Source organism: Paenibacillus lautus, from assembly GCF_050482385.1.
GTDB classification, from domain to species: domain Bacteria; phylum Bacillota; class Bacilli; order Paenibacillales; family Paenibacillaceae; genus Paenibacillus_AQ; species Paenibacillus_AQ lautus_B.
On the sequence record NZ_JBCNHV010000023.1, the window covers coordinates 83,811 to 97,585 of the forward strand.

The 13,775-nt window shown below is 47.9% G+C and carries 8 protein-coding genes, 11 tRNA genes and 1 rRNA gene; all 20 read right to left on the bottom strand.

All coding sequences use genetic code 11. From position 1 onward, the window contains the following. Positions 1-102 precede the first annotated feature (102 nt). A complete protein-coding gene (locus tag ABEW73_RS27595) occupies positions 103-948 on the bottom strand; it encodes a DUF2785 domain-containing protein (protein ID WP_088094719.1) in 846 nt (281 codons plus the stop codon). 147 nt (positions 949-1,095) lie between these two features. Further along, positions 1,096-2,928, bottom strand: a complete 1,833-nt coding sequence (gene glmS / locus ABEW73_RS27600; protein WP_430173426.1) for a glutamine--fructose-6-phosphate transaminase (isomerizing) — start codon at positions 2,926-2,928, stop codon at positions 1,096-1,098. A gap of 726 nt (positions 2,929-3,654) precedes the next feature. Next, positions 3,655-4,995, bottom strand: coding sequence for a phosphoglucosamine mutase (gene glmM, locus ABEW73_RS27605; RefSeq protein ID WP_430173428.1), 1,341 nt, complete (start codon positions 4,993-4,995; stop codon positions 3,655-3,657). Positions 4,996-5,027: 32 nt separating this feature from the next. Next, complete coding sequence (locus ABEW73_RS27610) at positions 5,028-6,500, bottom strand: CdaR family protein (RefSeq protein ID WP_430173430.1); 1,473 nt, start codon at positions 6,498-6,500, stop codon at positions 5,028-5,030. Next, the gene (gene cdaA, locus ABEW73_RS27615) at positions 6,493-7,323 is read right to left on the bottom strand and encodes a diadenylate cyclase CdaA (protein WP_430173431.1); all 831 of its coding nucleotides are present in this window, start codon (positions 7,321-7,323) and stop codon (positions 6,493-6,495) included. The genes ABEW73_RS27610 and cdaA overlap by 8 nt, the downstream gene beginning before the upstream one ends. Before the next feature lie 316 nt (positions 7,324-7,639). Beyond that, a complete protein-coding gene (locus ABEW73_RS27620; RefSeq protein ID WP_076325275.1) occupies positions 7,640-8,254 on the bottom strand; it encodes a zf-HC2 domain-containing protein in 615 nt (204 codons plus the stop codon). Positions 8,255-8,476: 222 nt separating this feature from the next. Beyond that, entirely contained in the window at positions 8,477-9,046 is a 570-nt protein-coding gene (gene sigW / locus ABEW73_RS27625) for an RNA polymerase sigma factor SigW (protein ID WP_076325274.1), read from the bottom strand. Positions 9,047-9,288: 242 nt separating this feature from the next. Then, positions 9,289-12,075 carry a phosphoenolpyruvate carboxylase gene (ppc, locus tag ABEW73_RS27630; RefSeq protein ID WP_430173433.1) on the bottom strand — a complete coding sequence of 929 codons (2,787 nt, stop codon included), beginning with the start codon at positions 12,073-12,075 and terminating at the stop codon, positions 9,289-9,291. A gap of 273 nt (positions 12,076-12,348) precedes the next feature. Next, positions 12,349-12,422 (bottom strand) — tRNA-Gly (locus ABEW73_RS27635). A gap of 75 nt (positions 12,423-12,497) precedes the next feature. Further along, positions 12,498-12,571 (bottom strand) — tRNA-Pro (locus ABEW73_RS27640). A 20-nt stretch (positions 12,572-12,591) separates the two neighbouring features. Beyond that, a tRNA-Arg gene (locus ABEW73_RS27645) sits at positions 12,592-12,668 on the bottom strand. A 3-nt stretch (positions 12,669-12,671) separates the two neighbouring features. Further along, a tRNA-Gly gene (locus ABEW73_RS27650) sits at positions 12,672-12,746 on the bottom strand. A gap of 6 nt (positions 12,747-12,752) precedes the next feature. Further along, positions 12,753-12,836: transfer RNA gene (locus tag ABEW73_RS27655), tRNA-Leu, on the bottom strand. A 14-nt stretch (positions 12,837-12,850) separates the two neighbouring features. Continuing rightward, positions 12,851-12,926, bottom strand: a tRNA-Lys gene (locus ABEW73_RS27660). Between the two features lie 67 nt (positions 12,927-12,993). Continuing rightward, positions 12,994-13,068, bottom strand: a tRNA-Gln gene (locus tag ABEW73_RS27665). A gap of 52 nt (positions 13,069-13,120) precedes the next feature. Beyond that, positions 13,121-13,196: transfer RNA gene (locus ABEW73_RS27670), tRNA-Val, on the bottom strand. A 23-nt stretch (positions 13,197-13,219) separates the two neighbouring features. Then, positions 13,220-13,294, bottom strand: a tRNA-Glu gene (locus ABEW73_RS27675). 37 nt (positions 13,295-13,331) lie between these two features. Next, positions 13,332-13,407, bottom strand: a tRNA-Thr gene (locus ABEW73_RS27680). Between the two features lie 3 nt (positions 13,408-13,410). Beyond that, positions 13,411-13,486, bottom strand: a tRNA-Asn gene (locus ABEW73_RS27685). A gap of 9 nt (positions 13,487-13,495) precedes the next feature. After that, positions 13,496-13,612, bottom strand: a 5S ribosomal RNA gene (rrf, locus tag ABEW73_RS27690). Positions 13,613-13,775 lie beyond the last annotated feature (163 nt).

A 13,775-nucleotide genomic window follows, 5' to 3' on the forward strand; every position in this document is an offset into this window, starting at 1 on the left:
GCCAGAGGGTGTAAAACAAACTCATTTTTGTTTTTCTTTACATAAAAAGGGGCAATCCCTCAGCCAATTTTCCATGGCTTTTGGGACAGCCCCTCTAATCCTTTAACTGATAGAAAACCTGTTCAATTTTGCCTCAGTACCAAGCATGACAGTGTTAAGCTCATTCCCTCGGCTATCTTGTCCCCTTCTGAAATAGAGACTGCGTAAAAAATTCTTGCTGTTCACGCGAGCAATCACCTGACTGCGACTTCTCGGCAAATTGCAGCATTGCGCTAAGCCGCTAATCCAATCAGCGATTTCTTGATGTGGAAGTAACTCTTTGTCAATCATCGTATCCACGATGTTGACCAACCGCTCATCATCCTCATCGCTAAAAATATGTCTACCATTATGAAGCATGCCAGAAATTGCGACAAGAACCTCACGCAGCATTGCGACGCTGCTCTCCTCGCACTGCACCAGCTCGACAAAAACATCCGCACCGTGAGACGCGCTGTGAGCCCAGCCTCCTACTGAAAGGTAACCTCGCAGATCCTTCTCCTCTTTATAATAACGGAGCATGGCATGCATTAATTGCTCAATTTCCGCTTGATTGAAAAAAGGATTCTGTCTGTGGCGTTGCACAATCAAAGCGATAGGCAAGGCAGAGAACGTCCTTGTAAAAACGGACTGATCATCCTCGCTGCCAATATTATAGAACAAATGGTTCTCATCAGTCAGAACCGTTAAGAGGCTACGCAACTCCTCTCCACTGAACCTATTCTCCTCCTTAATCCACATATAAAACATCGGATAGATCAGGTTATCCCGTAATTCTGGCTGAGGATCACCAATATATTGAAGTAACAAAGGTAAGAAATCTTGATGCTGCTCACCTTCGCGTAACTGATACTCATCCTGCTCAATTCTTTGCAGATCCAGCATCAATTTGGTCCTTGTATCACTCATTCTCCTATTCCTCTCATCGTTCGTTCTATTGGGTTGATTGTTTTTTTAAATAAAAAAACCCTTTAGATAATCATATCTAAAGGGTTAAAACGGTGCAACTTTATTTCATATCTACATTAAGAAGCAGCTTATTTCCCCGCTCCCTACCTACTCCACCGTCACGCTCTTCGCCAGGTTACGTGGCTTATCCACATCGTTGCCACGGGCAAGCGATGCGTAGTAAGCGAGCAGTTGCAGCGGTACGACAGACAAAGCTGCCGTCAAGATCGGCAAGGTCTTCGGAATGGCGAAGGCTTGATCTACGGATTTCAGCAAGCCGGCCACATGCTCTTCATGCGTAATGGCCATCACTTCTGCACCGCGGGCCTTCACTTCCTTGATGTTACTCACCGTTTTCTCCAGAACCGCTTCCTGGGTTGCCAAGGCGATAACCGGAATGCCCTCTTCAATCAAGGCCAACGTACCATGCTTCAGTTCGCCGGCAGCATAAGCCTCAGAGTGAATGTAAGAGATCTCCTTCAGCTTCAGGGAGCCTTCCTGTGCTACGGCGTAGTCTTGACCACGGCCGATGAAGAACAGGTTCTCATGCTCCGCGATTTGTTCAGCATATCCTTTGATCGATTCCGCGTTGGTCAGCATGGACTCTACCTGTTCAGGCAGTGCTTCCATCGCTGCAATCACTTCAGCAACAGTGTCTTCTGTCATCGTACCACGTACTTGAGCCAGGTACAGACCAAACAGATAAAATGCAATCAACTGAGAGGTGTATGCCTTCGTGGATGCTACGGCAATTTCCGGTCCAGCCAGGGTGCCGAGCACATCGTTAGCTTCACGGGCAATCGAGCTGCCTACCACGTTCGTGATGGCCAGGACATGAGCACCATGGCTCTGTGCTTCACGAAGCGCAGCCAAGGTATCTGCCGTCTCACCGGATTGGCTTACAACGATGACAAGGGTCTCCGGCGTAACGATCGGCGAACGATAACGATACTCGGAGGCTACGTCATTTTCAACCGGAATGCGTACCATCTCTTCGATCACGCTGCGTCCCACAAGTCCGGCATGGTAAGCCGTACCGCAGGCAACGATCTGAACATTGCGAATGTTCTTAATCTGTTCCTGTGTCAGCTTCAGCTCTGGCAGAACGACTTTGCGTCCGCTCTCATCCACACGGCCTAGCATCGTGTCTCGGTATGCCTTTGGCTGCTCGTGGATCTCCTTCAGCATGAAGTGATCGAATCCGCCTTTTTCCGCTGTAACGGCATCCCAATCGACACGAATCATTTCCCGAGAAATAAAGTTCCCCTCAATGGTCATTAATTCGACAGCATCTGCTGTCAGCAGAGCCATCTCTCCATCGTTGAGAATATATACATTCCGCGTATATTTCAAAATAGCCGGAATATCAGAACCGATGAAGTTCTCTCCATCGCCAAGACCGATAATAAGCGGGCTTGCTTGACGCACAGCCACCAGTCGATCCGGTTCATACTCGGTCAAGACGCCAAGGGCAAATGCACCTCTCATATAAGAGATTGCCTTCTGCACGGCCTTAACGATATCCCCGTCATATTCACGGGCAATGAGATGGGAGATAACTTCTGTATCGGTCTCCGAAACAAAGTGGTGTCCTTGGCTGATCAGCTCTTCCTTCAGCTCCAGATAGTTCTCAACGATTCCGTTATGGACAACGGAGAACTTCTGGCTTTCGTCCGTATGCGGATGCGAATTCACGTCCGACGGCCGGCCATGTGTGGCCCAGCGGGTATGACCGATACCAGCAGTTCCCACAAGTGGGGCAGACTCCAGTCTCTCCTCTAGATTGGCAAGACGCCCTTGCGCCTTGGCCACACGCAGACCTTCATTCGTAAATACGGCAATCCCCGCTGAATCGTATCCGCGATACTCCAGCTTTCTCAATCCCTCGATCAACACCGCTTGCGTTTTCTGATTTCCAATATATCCGACAATACCACACATTGTATGATTCCTCCGTTCGATTTCCCTATAATAGTAGGCGGAAATAGAATACAGCAGCATCTGTGCGGTAACAGGAAAGAAGAATGATCTATTCAATTATCAACGTTCAAAAAAATCCAGCATGATATAGGCTGCTAAGTTGAACAGACATGAATGCACTCTTCTTCCACCGCGCTGCCCTGTTCTAAATCGCACATTCATGTTTTGTAATTAGTAAGCACCTGCGGATACGTTGTAAGAACGGTCGCCCATTCCTTTTCCGTGATTCGCTTACGGTTGGTGCATAACCGAGAGGTCCCCGCCGAATAATCCGAACACCTCTACCTCGTCAACTTGCGTTCTGCCGTTTGGTTATCCCTATCATAACAATAACCAATTCCCGCGCAGGTACAAGCTCTGGCGCTTATGAAGCTTGAAGTAACCTCACAATCCTCGCTTTCTATTCTTGAATGACATCCTTTATTATATTCATGCATTCTAACTTTGGCAACTCGGCTGCTTCCTAGGAAATCCAAGCCCTGCGGATAATTAACCCCATAAATGACATCGAATGACCTATCTTCTCAAGCAATGCCTTAAACCGCCTTCTTTGCTGTCGGGACAAGGGGTGTTGCGCTTTCATTCAACTGGCTTCATGAAAAGCAGCAGGCCAGTGAACCGGATTCGCATAGTTCACTGGCCCTGACAAAAATTAGTCTGCTTTCCTTGAAAAATACACCCTTAGTCTTACACCAATTCCCGCTTCACCACATCTGCAATCTGCGTGACATAACGGTCGAGCTCTTCTTTGTCCGGGCCTTCGGCCATGACGCGAATGAGGGATTCCGTTCCCGATGGGCGAACCAGGACACGTCCGTTATCACCCAAAATGCCTTCAACTTCAGCAATTGCAGACTCAATAACGGTATTGCCTTGGTATTTGCTCTTATCGCCAACACGAACATTAACCAGCACTTGCGGATACTTGCGCATGCTGCTCTTCAGCTCATGCAGTGGCTTGCCGGAGGCTACCAACGTATCCACCAATTGAATCCCTGTGAGAATTCCATCTCCTGTGGTGTTGTGATCCAGGAAAATCACATGTCCCGATTGCTCACCACCCAGATTATATCCGCCACGGCGCATTTCCTCCATGACATAGCGGTCGCCGACTGCGGTTTTGGCCGTTTTCAGCTTCAAGCTGTCACACGCTTTATAGAAACCGATGTTACTCATAACCGTCGAAACGATCGTACCTGCCTTCAGCTTGCCTGCACGGTTCATGGCATCACCGCAAATACACAGAATGAAATCGCCGTCCACTTCGTCGCCTCTTGCGTCAATGGCAATCAGGCGATCCGCATCTCCGTCAAAAGCCAGACCAAGGTCAGCGCCATGCTGGAGTACAGCCTCGACGAGTTTCTCCGGATGAGTCGATCCGCAGTGATCATTGATATTCAGGCCATTCGGCTCAGCGCCGATGGTAATCACATCCGCACCCAATTCACGGAAAAGCTTCGGAGCCAGCTCATAAGCTGCGCCATTTGCACAATCCAGTACGATTTTCAGACCGTCAAACCGGTTATCGACCGTCGTTTTCAAATATTCCAGGTATTTATATTTAGATTCGTTATCAATCAACAATTCACCTAAATCAGCCCCGATTGGTCGCGGCAGATTATCGGTTTCCGCATCCATCAGCTCTTCAATCTTAAGCTCTGTCTCATCCGACAGCTTGAAGCCGTCTCCACCGAAGAACTTGATACCGTTATCTTGTACCGGGTTATGTGAAGCCGAGATCATAACACCCGCATCAGCCTTCAATAGTCTTGTGATGTACGCCACCGCTGGTGTACTTACGACACCCAGACGAATGACATGCGCACCGATGGACAGCAGGCCTGCAACCAAAGCCGACTCCAGCATAGCCCCCGATACGCGGGTATCCATACCGATAATGACGGTTGGCTTCTCTTTATCGCCAGTGAGCACATAGCCGCCGCAGCGGCCGATGCTGTAAGCCATTTCCGCTGTCAGTTCTTGATTCGCAACTCCTCTTACTCCATCTGTACCAAAATATTTCCCCATGTTTTATATACTCCTTTATCTACTCTTCGTTATTATCCATCATTGGACGTTTCTGATCCCGTTGCTCCATCATTCGATCCGTCTCCCGGCGGATGTGATGGGTTTTCTCCTGATCCGGTGTTATCCGTTTCCTCATGAGTAGGAGGCGTTTCCGGAGTCTCCCCCTGATCAGTGCCTGTTCCTGTTCCGGATCCCGTTCCTGGTGGAACAGGCTTGTCTGTGTCCGTTCCCTCATTCTTCGAGCTGTCCGGCTCCGTTGTCACGGGCTTGGAGTTATCCTTGAGCTCTACCTTAATAACGGGACGTTCCTGATCCGTACGGTTAATAAAATTAGGTAGTGTGATCTGCAACGGAATTTCGTGAACGCCAGCTTTCAAACCGGTTGCATTCGCTTCTGCTCCGATATCTGTCGGCTCCAGACTATCAAGCAAGTCAGGTGCTCCGGTAAGTGTTAAAGATATTGTCTTCGTCTTTGGATCCGTAATGACAGCATCCAGACCGGAAGCAACCCCTTTTAACGTTATCGGAATACCTGTAATCACCCGTTCACCATGCGATACAGCCGTGACATCCACCGTTACAGAGCTCGGCTCGATTTTCTCAAAACCTTCAGGCGGCGTCAAGTCGGCCGTAAGCACTGTTGTTCCCGGATTTCTAACTTCTCCCAGATTGATCGTGGCTTCGATATAGGTCTGAGCTCCTGCTAGCGCCTCTTTACTGCCAAACAGCTTCACTTCTTTTACCTTCTGTTCCACCTTGGATAGGACGAACCCTTCCGGCAGCCGTCCGGTATATTGAAGCTCCAGCGGCAGGGTGACAAATACAGGTTCAATTGGCACTTCAGCTGCTACTGCAGCAGGCTCAATGACCGCATCTTCCATCGCGTTGCCTTCTTTATCATATGCTGTAAGCTTGACTCGTTTCTCCGTAATCTTCTCTTTGGCACCATCAAGCTCCACATTACCTTTGACCTGCCCCAGATCCGCCATTAACGATTCAGGCAGGGTAACCGTGACTTGCCTTGGGTCAATCAGCACGGGTGTTCCGGCCCGGTAATCTTTAGCAGGTTCGCCTTTGGTTCCAATACTTACCGTCACGGATTTCGACACTCTCGGTTCAACCGTCACCGTAACCGAGGATGGCTCCATCGATACCATCTCTACACCACTCGGGATCGAGTAGGTTAACGGAAGTGTGTGCGTCCCCGGTTCTCTGACGTTGCTCAAATCAAGCTTCACCTTATAGTCGTCCGTCAAAAGCGAGATATTGGATTTCTTTCCCCGAACTTCGAGATTTACGCGGTCCTTATCAATACCCGTCAACGCATAGTCGCTGTCATCAAATCCATAGGTCTGAATCTTAACGCCTTCAATGATTTTGGTATCATAAAAAGTCGTTGGTGGCGCAGGCGTTCCGCTGTCCATATGAACCATCGCCCACAATAAAATACTAACAGCGAGTGCAATGAGCTTGCTTGCCGTGTTGTTCTTGAGCCATTTATCCATTGCTGCCGTCCCCCTTCCGTTTCCAGAAGAACGTGCGTTTCTCCTTGATGGACGCGGCAGGCCTGAGCTCCTCATACAATTTGGAGATGAGAGACTCTTCCTTAATATCTCGAACCACTTGTCCATTCAAGGCCAGCGATACTTGCCCAGTCTCCTCGGATACGACAACTGAAATCGCATCCCCCACCTCACTGATACCGATAGCGGCACGGTGTCTTGTTCCCAGTTCCTTACTTATGAAAGGATTCTCCGATAGCGGCAAATAACAGCCAGCGGCAGCAATTTGAGTGTTCTGAATAATGACGGCTCCGTCATGGAGAGGTGTGTTCGGTATAAAAATATTGATAAACAATTCCGAGCTGATCACTGATCTCATCGGAATTCCTGATTCTACATACTCATTCAGTCCCGTCGTCCGCTCAAAGACGATCAGAGCCCCTATTTTGCGCCGCGACAAATAGTTAACCGCCTTAATGGTTTCGCTGATTAACTTATTGGTCTCCTCGTCAATATCCGATGTCCGCCCAAACAGCTTACCCCGTCCGAGCTGCTCCAGACCACGTCTGAGCTCCGGCTGGAAGATGATAAAGACCGCCAGCACCCCGAATGTAAAAATCTGATTCATCAGCCACTTTAGCGTGTACAGATCAAACCAGGTGCTAAGCGCCCAGATGACCACCAACACCAAAATCCCTTTGAGGAGCTGGACCGCCCGCGTACCGCGGACGAGCAGTATCATCTGGTATATTATATAAGTTACGATAAGGATATCGATGATATCTTTAATGGTTTCACCCCAGGTCATATCTGTGAAATACTCCATACAGCAACCCCCGTCATTTCCTTTAAGTGCGGGCCCAAAAAATCCGGTTCCTCAAAAATGAACGCTTAAGATTCGACTACCGAACCAGCTCTTCATTTTCCTTCTGATCACACGGGAACTTTTTGAACTTCCTTTTTAATAAGTCGTGCGACTTATATATGTAGTATGTGCTCTACACTCTCTAGGTTATAACGTTAATCTTTCCGATGCAAGCGGACACTCTCTGCTTTCCATGAAAAAGATCATAAATCAACAAAAGAAGCGCCGTCTTTTCACTGAAAAGAGGCGCTTTTATTCAGCAGGCTTCAGGTTTCACCTAGCGATAAGCGGCATCTGTAAACAGAGTGGAGATCTTGTACCATATCCAATCCATCGCCCGATCTATATCCTTCACTTGACCTGCTATATGTGAGGTGGAAGCCTGAAATAATTCTCCGTCAATGACGGTCACATTGCCATTCACTTGACCGTAGACCTTGGTCTTTCCATTCTCGACTGTAATATCTCCCGTGATGATTTGATCCGGAGGAATAATGACGGTATCTCCTTCAATCACCAGCTTTTCGAATTCATCACTCTTTACAACCAGCTGAGTATCCTGACTCCAGAAACTGATTGTGCTGAAGAGCATGACAACCAAAAATAAAGCTGCAGCCGTGAGCGCAGGATGATTCCTAACCCATTTGACCCAAGCCTTTTGTCTCTTGGGCTGCGGCAGCATACCCATTATACGTTCCGTTAAATCATCGGATGGCTTGGTCGCATGATGAGTTAAGGAATAAAGAAGCATATCGGTATGCTCCAGCTTCTCGAAGTAATTCCGACAGTCAGCACAATCCAGCAAATGCTTCTGCAATTCCAGTTGCTGTGGGTCGGACAAGTCATTATCCAGATAATCATGCATCAAAGAGACGGCTAATTTGCAATCCATTTGTGAGCCAATCCTTTCATTCAATCTCTTTGCTGGGTCTATTCCCACGTAGGGGCATAAGACTTGCTTATTGTTCATACGTGCCGGAATCGGGGATGTTTCAACTTTTTTAAAAGAACATCAGAAAAAAATTGCGGATACTGACTTTTTGGCATCGCAAGAAAAAAGCGCCCTTAAACGCGGTCTCTCTTCCTCAAAGAACGGCAATAGGCGTTTTTTTCCTCACAATTTGTACTCTAATTTTTTACGCAAAAATTCGCGTCCACGATGTACTCGCGTTTTGATCGTTGTTACAGGCAAGTCCAAAATCTCGCTGATCTCCTGCAGGGATAAATCCTGGATGTACCTTAGAATCATGATTGTCTTGTACTTGGCAGGAAGTCCGTCAATCGCCGTATGAATGATGCGCTGTGTCTCGGATAGCAGCATTTCACTCTCCGGTGTACGGTTATCGCTCGGGATCAGGGAGTAGCCGTCCATGCCTTCGCTTTCATTCAGGTCGGCGTCCAGCGAGAAAGATGGCTTGCGTTTGCGCAGCCGATCAATGCTAAGATTTGTACCAATTCGGTATATCCAAGTGGAGAACTTCTGATTCTCGTCGTATCGATCAAGGTTTTTATATACACGCAAAAAAGTCTCTTGTACGACATCCTCCGCCTCATGACGGTTACTCAGCATCCGGTATGCCAAATGAAAAATCTTATCTTTATAAAGCTCTACGATTTCAGCAAAAGCTCTTTGGTCCCCTTTTCGGGCCAGCTTCGCCAGTCTTACATCCAAATTGTCCACCATAATTCCCCCAGAATGGTCTGATGGGTAACGTCTAAAACGCATCATTCAAATCGTAATTCAACTGTTTCTAAAAATCAACAATAATTCAAAAAGAATCCCTTTTCCCTATCAAAGACCATCATGTTGCAACCGATACTCTAATCATCAGAGGTTATGCTCCTTCATAGATGAAAAAACGAGGTTCCTTTAGGGAACCTCGCCTTATACTATCCCTTTCAAACCGCTTTGTTATCCTGCAAGGATCAACCTGTATTACGAAGCCCTGCTGCAATACCGTTGATGGTTAGCAGTACTTCCCGAAGCAGATCCGGATCGTCCTGCTCTTGCTCTCTCAGCTCGCGCAGCTCGTTAAGCAGTTGGACTTGCAAATAACTGAGCGGATCCACGTAAGGGTTACGGAGTCGAATCGATTCCTGCAGGACTGGCTGGTTATCCAGAATATCCTGTTGTCCCGTAATCTTAAGAACAAGCTCTTTCGTCAGGTTGAATTCTTCCTGAATCAGACCGAAGATACGTTCGCGGGCCTGATCATCCTTCGTCATCAGAGAATACTCTTTGGCGATGATCAGATCCGCCTTGGCAAGAGCCATCTGAAGGGTATCGATCAACGACGTAAAGAACGGATAGCTCGTGTACATCTTCTGAAGCACCTTCATATTCTCTTCCTTGCCCTGGTAGAAGCTCTGTAAGCCCGTACCAGCCGCGTACCATGCAGGAAGCAGATAACGGCTCTGAGTCCACGCAAACACCCAAGGGATCGCTCTGAGGTCCTCAAAACGGTCACTGTTCTTGCGCTTGGATGGTCGGGAACCAATATTCAGCTCTCCCACTTCAGGAAGCGGCGTGGATTCCTTGAAGAAGCTCAGGAAATCCGGATCACGGAAGATCAGATCCTGATATTTTTGCTGTGAAGCGGCCGAGATCCTCGAGGAAATCTCTTCCCACTCTTTTTCAGTCGCCTCTTTTTCAAGGTAACGGGCATTAAGAGAAGCCGTTATTAGTGCTGAAGTCGCCTGGTCCAGACTGCGGTAAGCAATTCCCTTCAAGGAGTAACGGGAAGAAATAACTTCGCCTTGCTCCGTGATTTTGATGCCACCCGCAATGGTTGATGCCGGTTGAGCCAAAATGCTGCGGTTCAGAGGCATACCACCGCGTCCAAGCGATCCGCCGCGTCCATGGAAGTATTTCACCTTGATACCATACTCATTGGCTGCAGCCGTAATATCTTTGAGTGCTACCTGGAGCTCCCAGTTCGCTGTAATGGCTCCGCCGTCCTTATTGCTGTCAGAGTAACCCAGCATGATTTCCTGAAGCTCATTCATGGCGCTAACCGCTTCTCGATAGATCGGCAGGCTGAAGAGCTTACGCATAATATCAGGTGCAGCATGAAGATCCTCAATCGTCTCAAACAATGGTGCAGCCTGCAAAGTAGCTATTACAGAACCGTCATTGTCCTTGCGGAAGAGTCCGACTTCTTTGGCAAATACCATCACTTCCAGAATGTCGCTTGCGCCCTCGGACATACTGATCAAATAACTTGAAATACATTTCACGCCGAACTCCTGCTGCGCACGGAATACGGTACGGTATACTTCAAGGCATTCTTCGGTGCTGTCGCTGTACTCTTGATATGGCGTAGTCAACGGACGAGGATCGTTAAGCAAGTTATTCAGCAGCTCGATCTTCTCGTCTTCACTTAATTGGGCATAATCCTGAGTCACGTTCATTTTACGAAGAATTTCGGCCATGGCATTTTCATGCTCTTGGCTATGCTGTCTGATATCCAGCGTTGCTGTATGGAAACCAAACAACTCCGCCTGACGAATCAGTTTTTGAATATAGGTGTCTGCAACATAGTCAGCAAAATGGAAACGCAAGCTTCGATCAATGATATTCAAGTCCTCGATAAATTCCTCAGGGGACTGATAACGCTCACTGCCTGTCATGTTCTCATCAAGAATATGACTCATTTTAGCCAGCATATATACCAGTTTTACACGATAAGGCTCTTTCTCATTGTGCCAAATTTCCATCTTCTTCAGTGTTACATGCTCGCGGTCTTTTTCAATGGATTGAAGCAATTCATCCGTAACGCTCACGATCGATGAGCTGAAGCTGAGGTATTTCATGAATTCACGCAAAATCCGTTGGTATTCACGAATCGCTAGCTTCCGCTGCATTTCAAGCGTTCTCCATGTTACGTCCGCCGTCACTGAAGGATTTCCGTCCCGATCGCCACCGATCCACGAACCGAAACGCAAATAGGTTGGAACGTGCCAATGGTGACCCGGATAATATTTACTTAGGCAGCGCTCCAGTTCTTGATAAACCTCTGGCAGAATGTGAAACAGGGTCTCGTGAAAATAATACATACCGTTTCTGACCTCATCAAGAACCGTCGGCTTACGGTCACGAAGCTCGTCGGTTTGCCACAGCGTTATCACTTCATTCAGTAGTTTCTCCCGAAGCTGCTCTCTTTCGCGGAATGTCAGTGTCGGGTTGTCCAGTTGCATCACATCGTCCGCTATCCGTTTATGAATATCCAGAATAGCCCGACGCATCGCTTCTGTTGGATGAGCTGTCATTACCAGCTCAAGGGATAGACTTTCGAGAATTTCTTGAACTTCTTCAAACGTAATATTACGCTCTTTCAAATCCTGGACCGCACTTTCAATGGAACCTGGTTGAACACTCTCCCCGGCGGAACGCTCGTAATCGCGTTTGCGACGAATGCGATGATTCTGCTCCGCGATATTGACCAATTGAAAATAAATGGCAAACGCGCGAATCACCTGATGGCGAATGTCGGGCTCCAATGTGCTGATGATCCTTTTGAAATCTGCAAACAATTCTGGCAGGAATACGGATCGCAACGATTTACTCGTTTCACGAATTTTCTCAACTATATCTAAAAGCTCATTGCCACCTTGGTGGACAATAACTTCTCCAAGAATATTGCCAAGGAACCGTACATCTCGCCGCAGCAGATTGTTGGAATTGCTCTTTGCGGTTACTGTAAGTTCAGTCATGCTACTCCTCCCATCTCAACCCGTTTCAGCAGTTTGTCTATAGGACGTAACGCCTTCCTAACATCATACAATAAAAGTTCATGAAAATCTGCATTTTCCAGGCGAAAAAATTAGCCAAATCGACAAAACTCATGATATTGATATACCCATATACCATGGACATTAGTCCTATAAACCTTGACCTAACCATGTTCTTTAGCACATTAACACTTCGCAGGAGAGTCGTGTGAATATGTAAAAAAACATCACACTCGGTGATGTCCTGCTTATGTATGGAGCGGGTGATGGGAATCGAACCCACGCTACCAGCTTGGAAGGCTGGAGTTCTACCATTGAACTACACCCGCATATCAACCCACAAAAGTGACGCTATGCTTTGGAGCATATTCCGGTTACTTTTGCGGATCCTACTTTTAAACAAATCGGGATGACACGATTTGAACATGCGACCCCCTGGTCCCAAACCAGGTGCTCTACCAAGCTGAGCTACATCCCGATATTAATCTTTTTAAAAAATGGCACGCCCTGAGAGATTCGAACTCCCGACCTTTTGATTCGTAGTCAAACGCTCTATCCAGCTGAGCTAAGGGCGCAAATGGAGCGGACGACGGGAATCGAACCCGCGACCCTCGCCTTGGCAAGGCGATGCTCTACCGCTGAGCCACGTCCGCAAATAATGGTGCGCGTGGAGGGACTTGAACCCCCACGTCAAAGACGCTAGATCCTAAGTCTAGTGCGTCTGCCAATTCCGCCACACGCGCACAAGATGAAACAATGGTGAGCCATGAAGGACTCGAACCTTCGACACCCTGATTAAAAGTCAGGTGCTCTACCAACTGAGCTAATGGCTCGCATTTCAGGTCTCCGAAAAGCATTCGGAATCACCTTCAAAGCTTAACTTCACTTTTTAGGATGAAGTGGCTGGGGATATAGGATTCGAACCTATGCATGACGGAGTCAAAGTCCGTTGCCTTACCGCTTGGCTAATCCCCAAAATCGATGAGTACTTTTATCTTGCCGATTCTCGTTAGAATCATGCATTAAATGGTGGAGGCTGAGGGGATCGAACCCCCGACCCTCTGCTTGTAAGGCAGATGCTCTCCCAGCTGAGCTAAGCCTCCATGTAAGAATGGAATAAAGATAGTGGTGACCCGTAGGGGATTCGAACCCCTGTTACCTCCGTGAAAGGGAGGTGTCTTAACCCCTTGACCAACGGGCCACAATTTCATGATGCATGTCCAATTCAAAAGCGAATCTGGAGCTTCCAACCGGGATCGAACCGGTGACCTCATCCTTACCATGGATGCACTCTACCTACTGAGCTATGGAAGCAAGTGGCTCCCCGAACAGGACTCGAACCTGTGACAACTCGATTAACAGTCGAGTGCTCTACCAACTGAGCTATCAGGGAATATGTACCGCTTGGCGACGTCCTACTCTCCCGGGACCCTTCGGTCCAAGTACCATCGGCGCTGGAAGGCTTAACGGTCGTGTTCGGTATGGGAACGCGTGGAACCCTTCCGCCATCGCCACCAAACGGTTCAGATGCTTGATCACCTGAAAACTAGATACGAAACGAATTTGCGTGTTTTAGAATCCGTAGCATTTCCCCCATGTAATATCGGGGTCCCCGGAAAGTATTCGGCGTTGCTTCAAAGCTTCGCTTCACTTTTTGGGGTGTTGTTTGGATAAGCCCTCGA

Excerpts from the sequence above, each read along its gene's own strand:
- ABEW73_RS27595 (WP_088094719.1), bottom strand. The coding sequence starts at position 948 with ATGAGTGATACAAGGACCAAATTGATGCTGGATCTGCAAAGAATTGAG.
- glmS (WP_430173426.1), bottom strand. The coding sequence starts at position 2,928 with ATGTGTGGTATTGTCGGATATATTGGAAATCAGAAAACGCAAGCGGTG.
- glmM (WP_430173428.1), bottom strand. The coding sequence starts at position 4,995 with ATGGGGAAATATTTTGGTACAGATGGAGTAAGAGGAGTTGCGAATCAA.
- ABEW73_RS27610 (WP_430173430.1), bottom strand. The coding sequence starts at position 6,500 with ATGGATAAATGGCTCAAGAACAACACGGCAAGCAAGCTCATTGCACTC.
- cdaA (WP_430173431.1), bottom strand. The coding sequence starts at position 7,323 with ATGGAGTATTTCACAGATATGACCTGGGGTGAAACCATTAAAGATATC.
- ABEW73_RS27620 (WP_076325275.1), bottom strand. The coding sequence starts at position 8,254 with ATGGATTGCAAATTAGCCGTCTCTTTGATGCATGATTATCTGGATAAT.
- sigW (WP_076325274.1), bottom strand. The coding sequence starts at position 9,046 with ATGGTGGACAATTTGGATGTAAGACTGGCGAAGCTGGCCCGAAAAGGG.
- ppc (WP_430173433.1), bottom strand. The coding sequence starts at position 12,075 with ATGACTGAACTTACAGTAACCGCAAAGAGCAATTCCAACAATCTGCTG.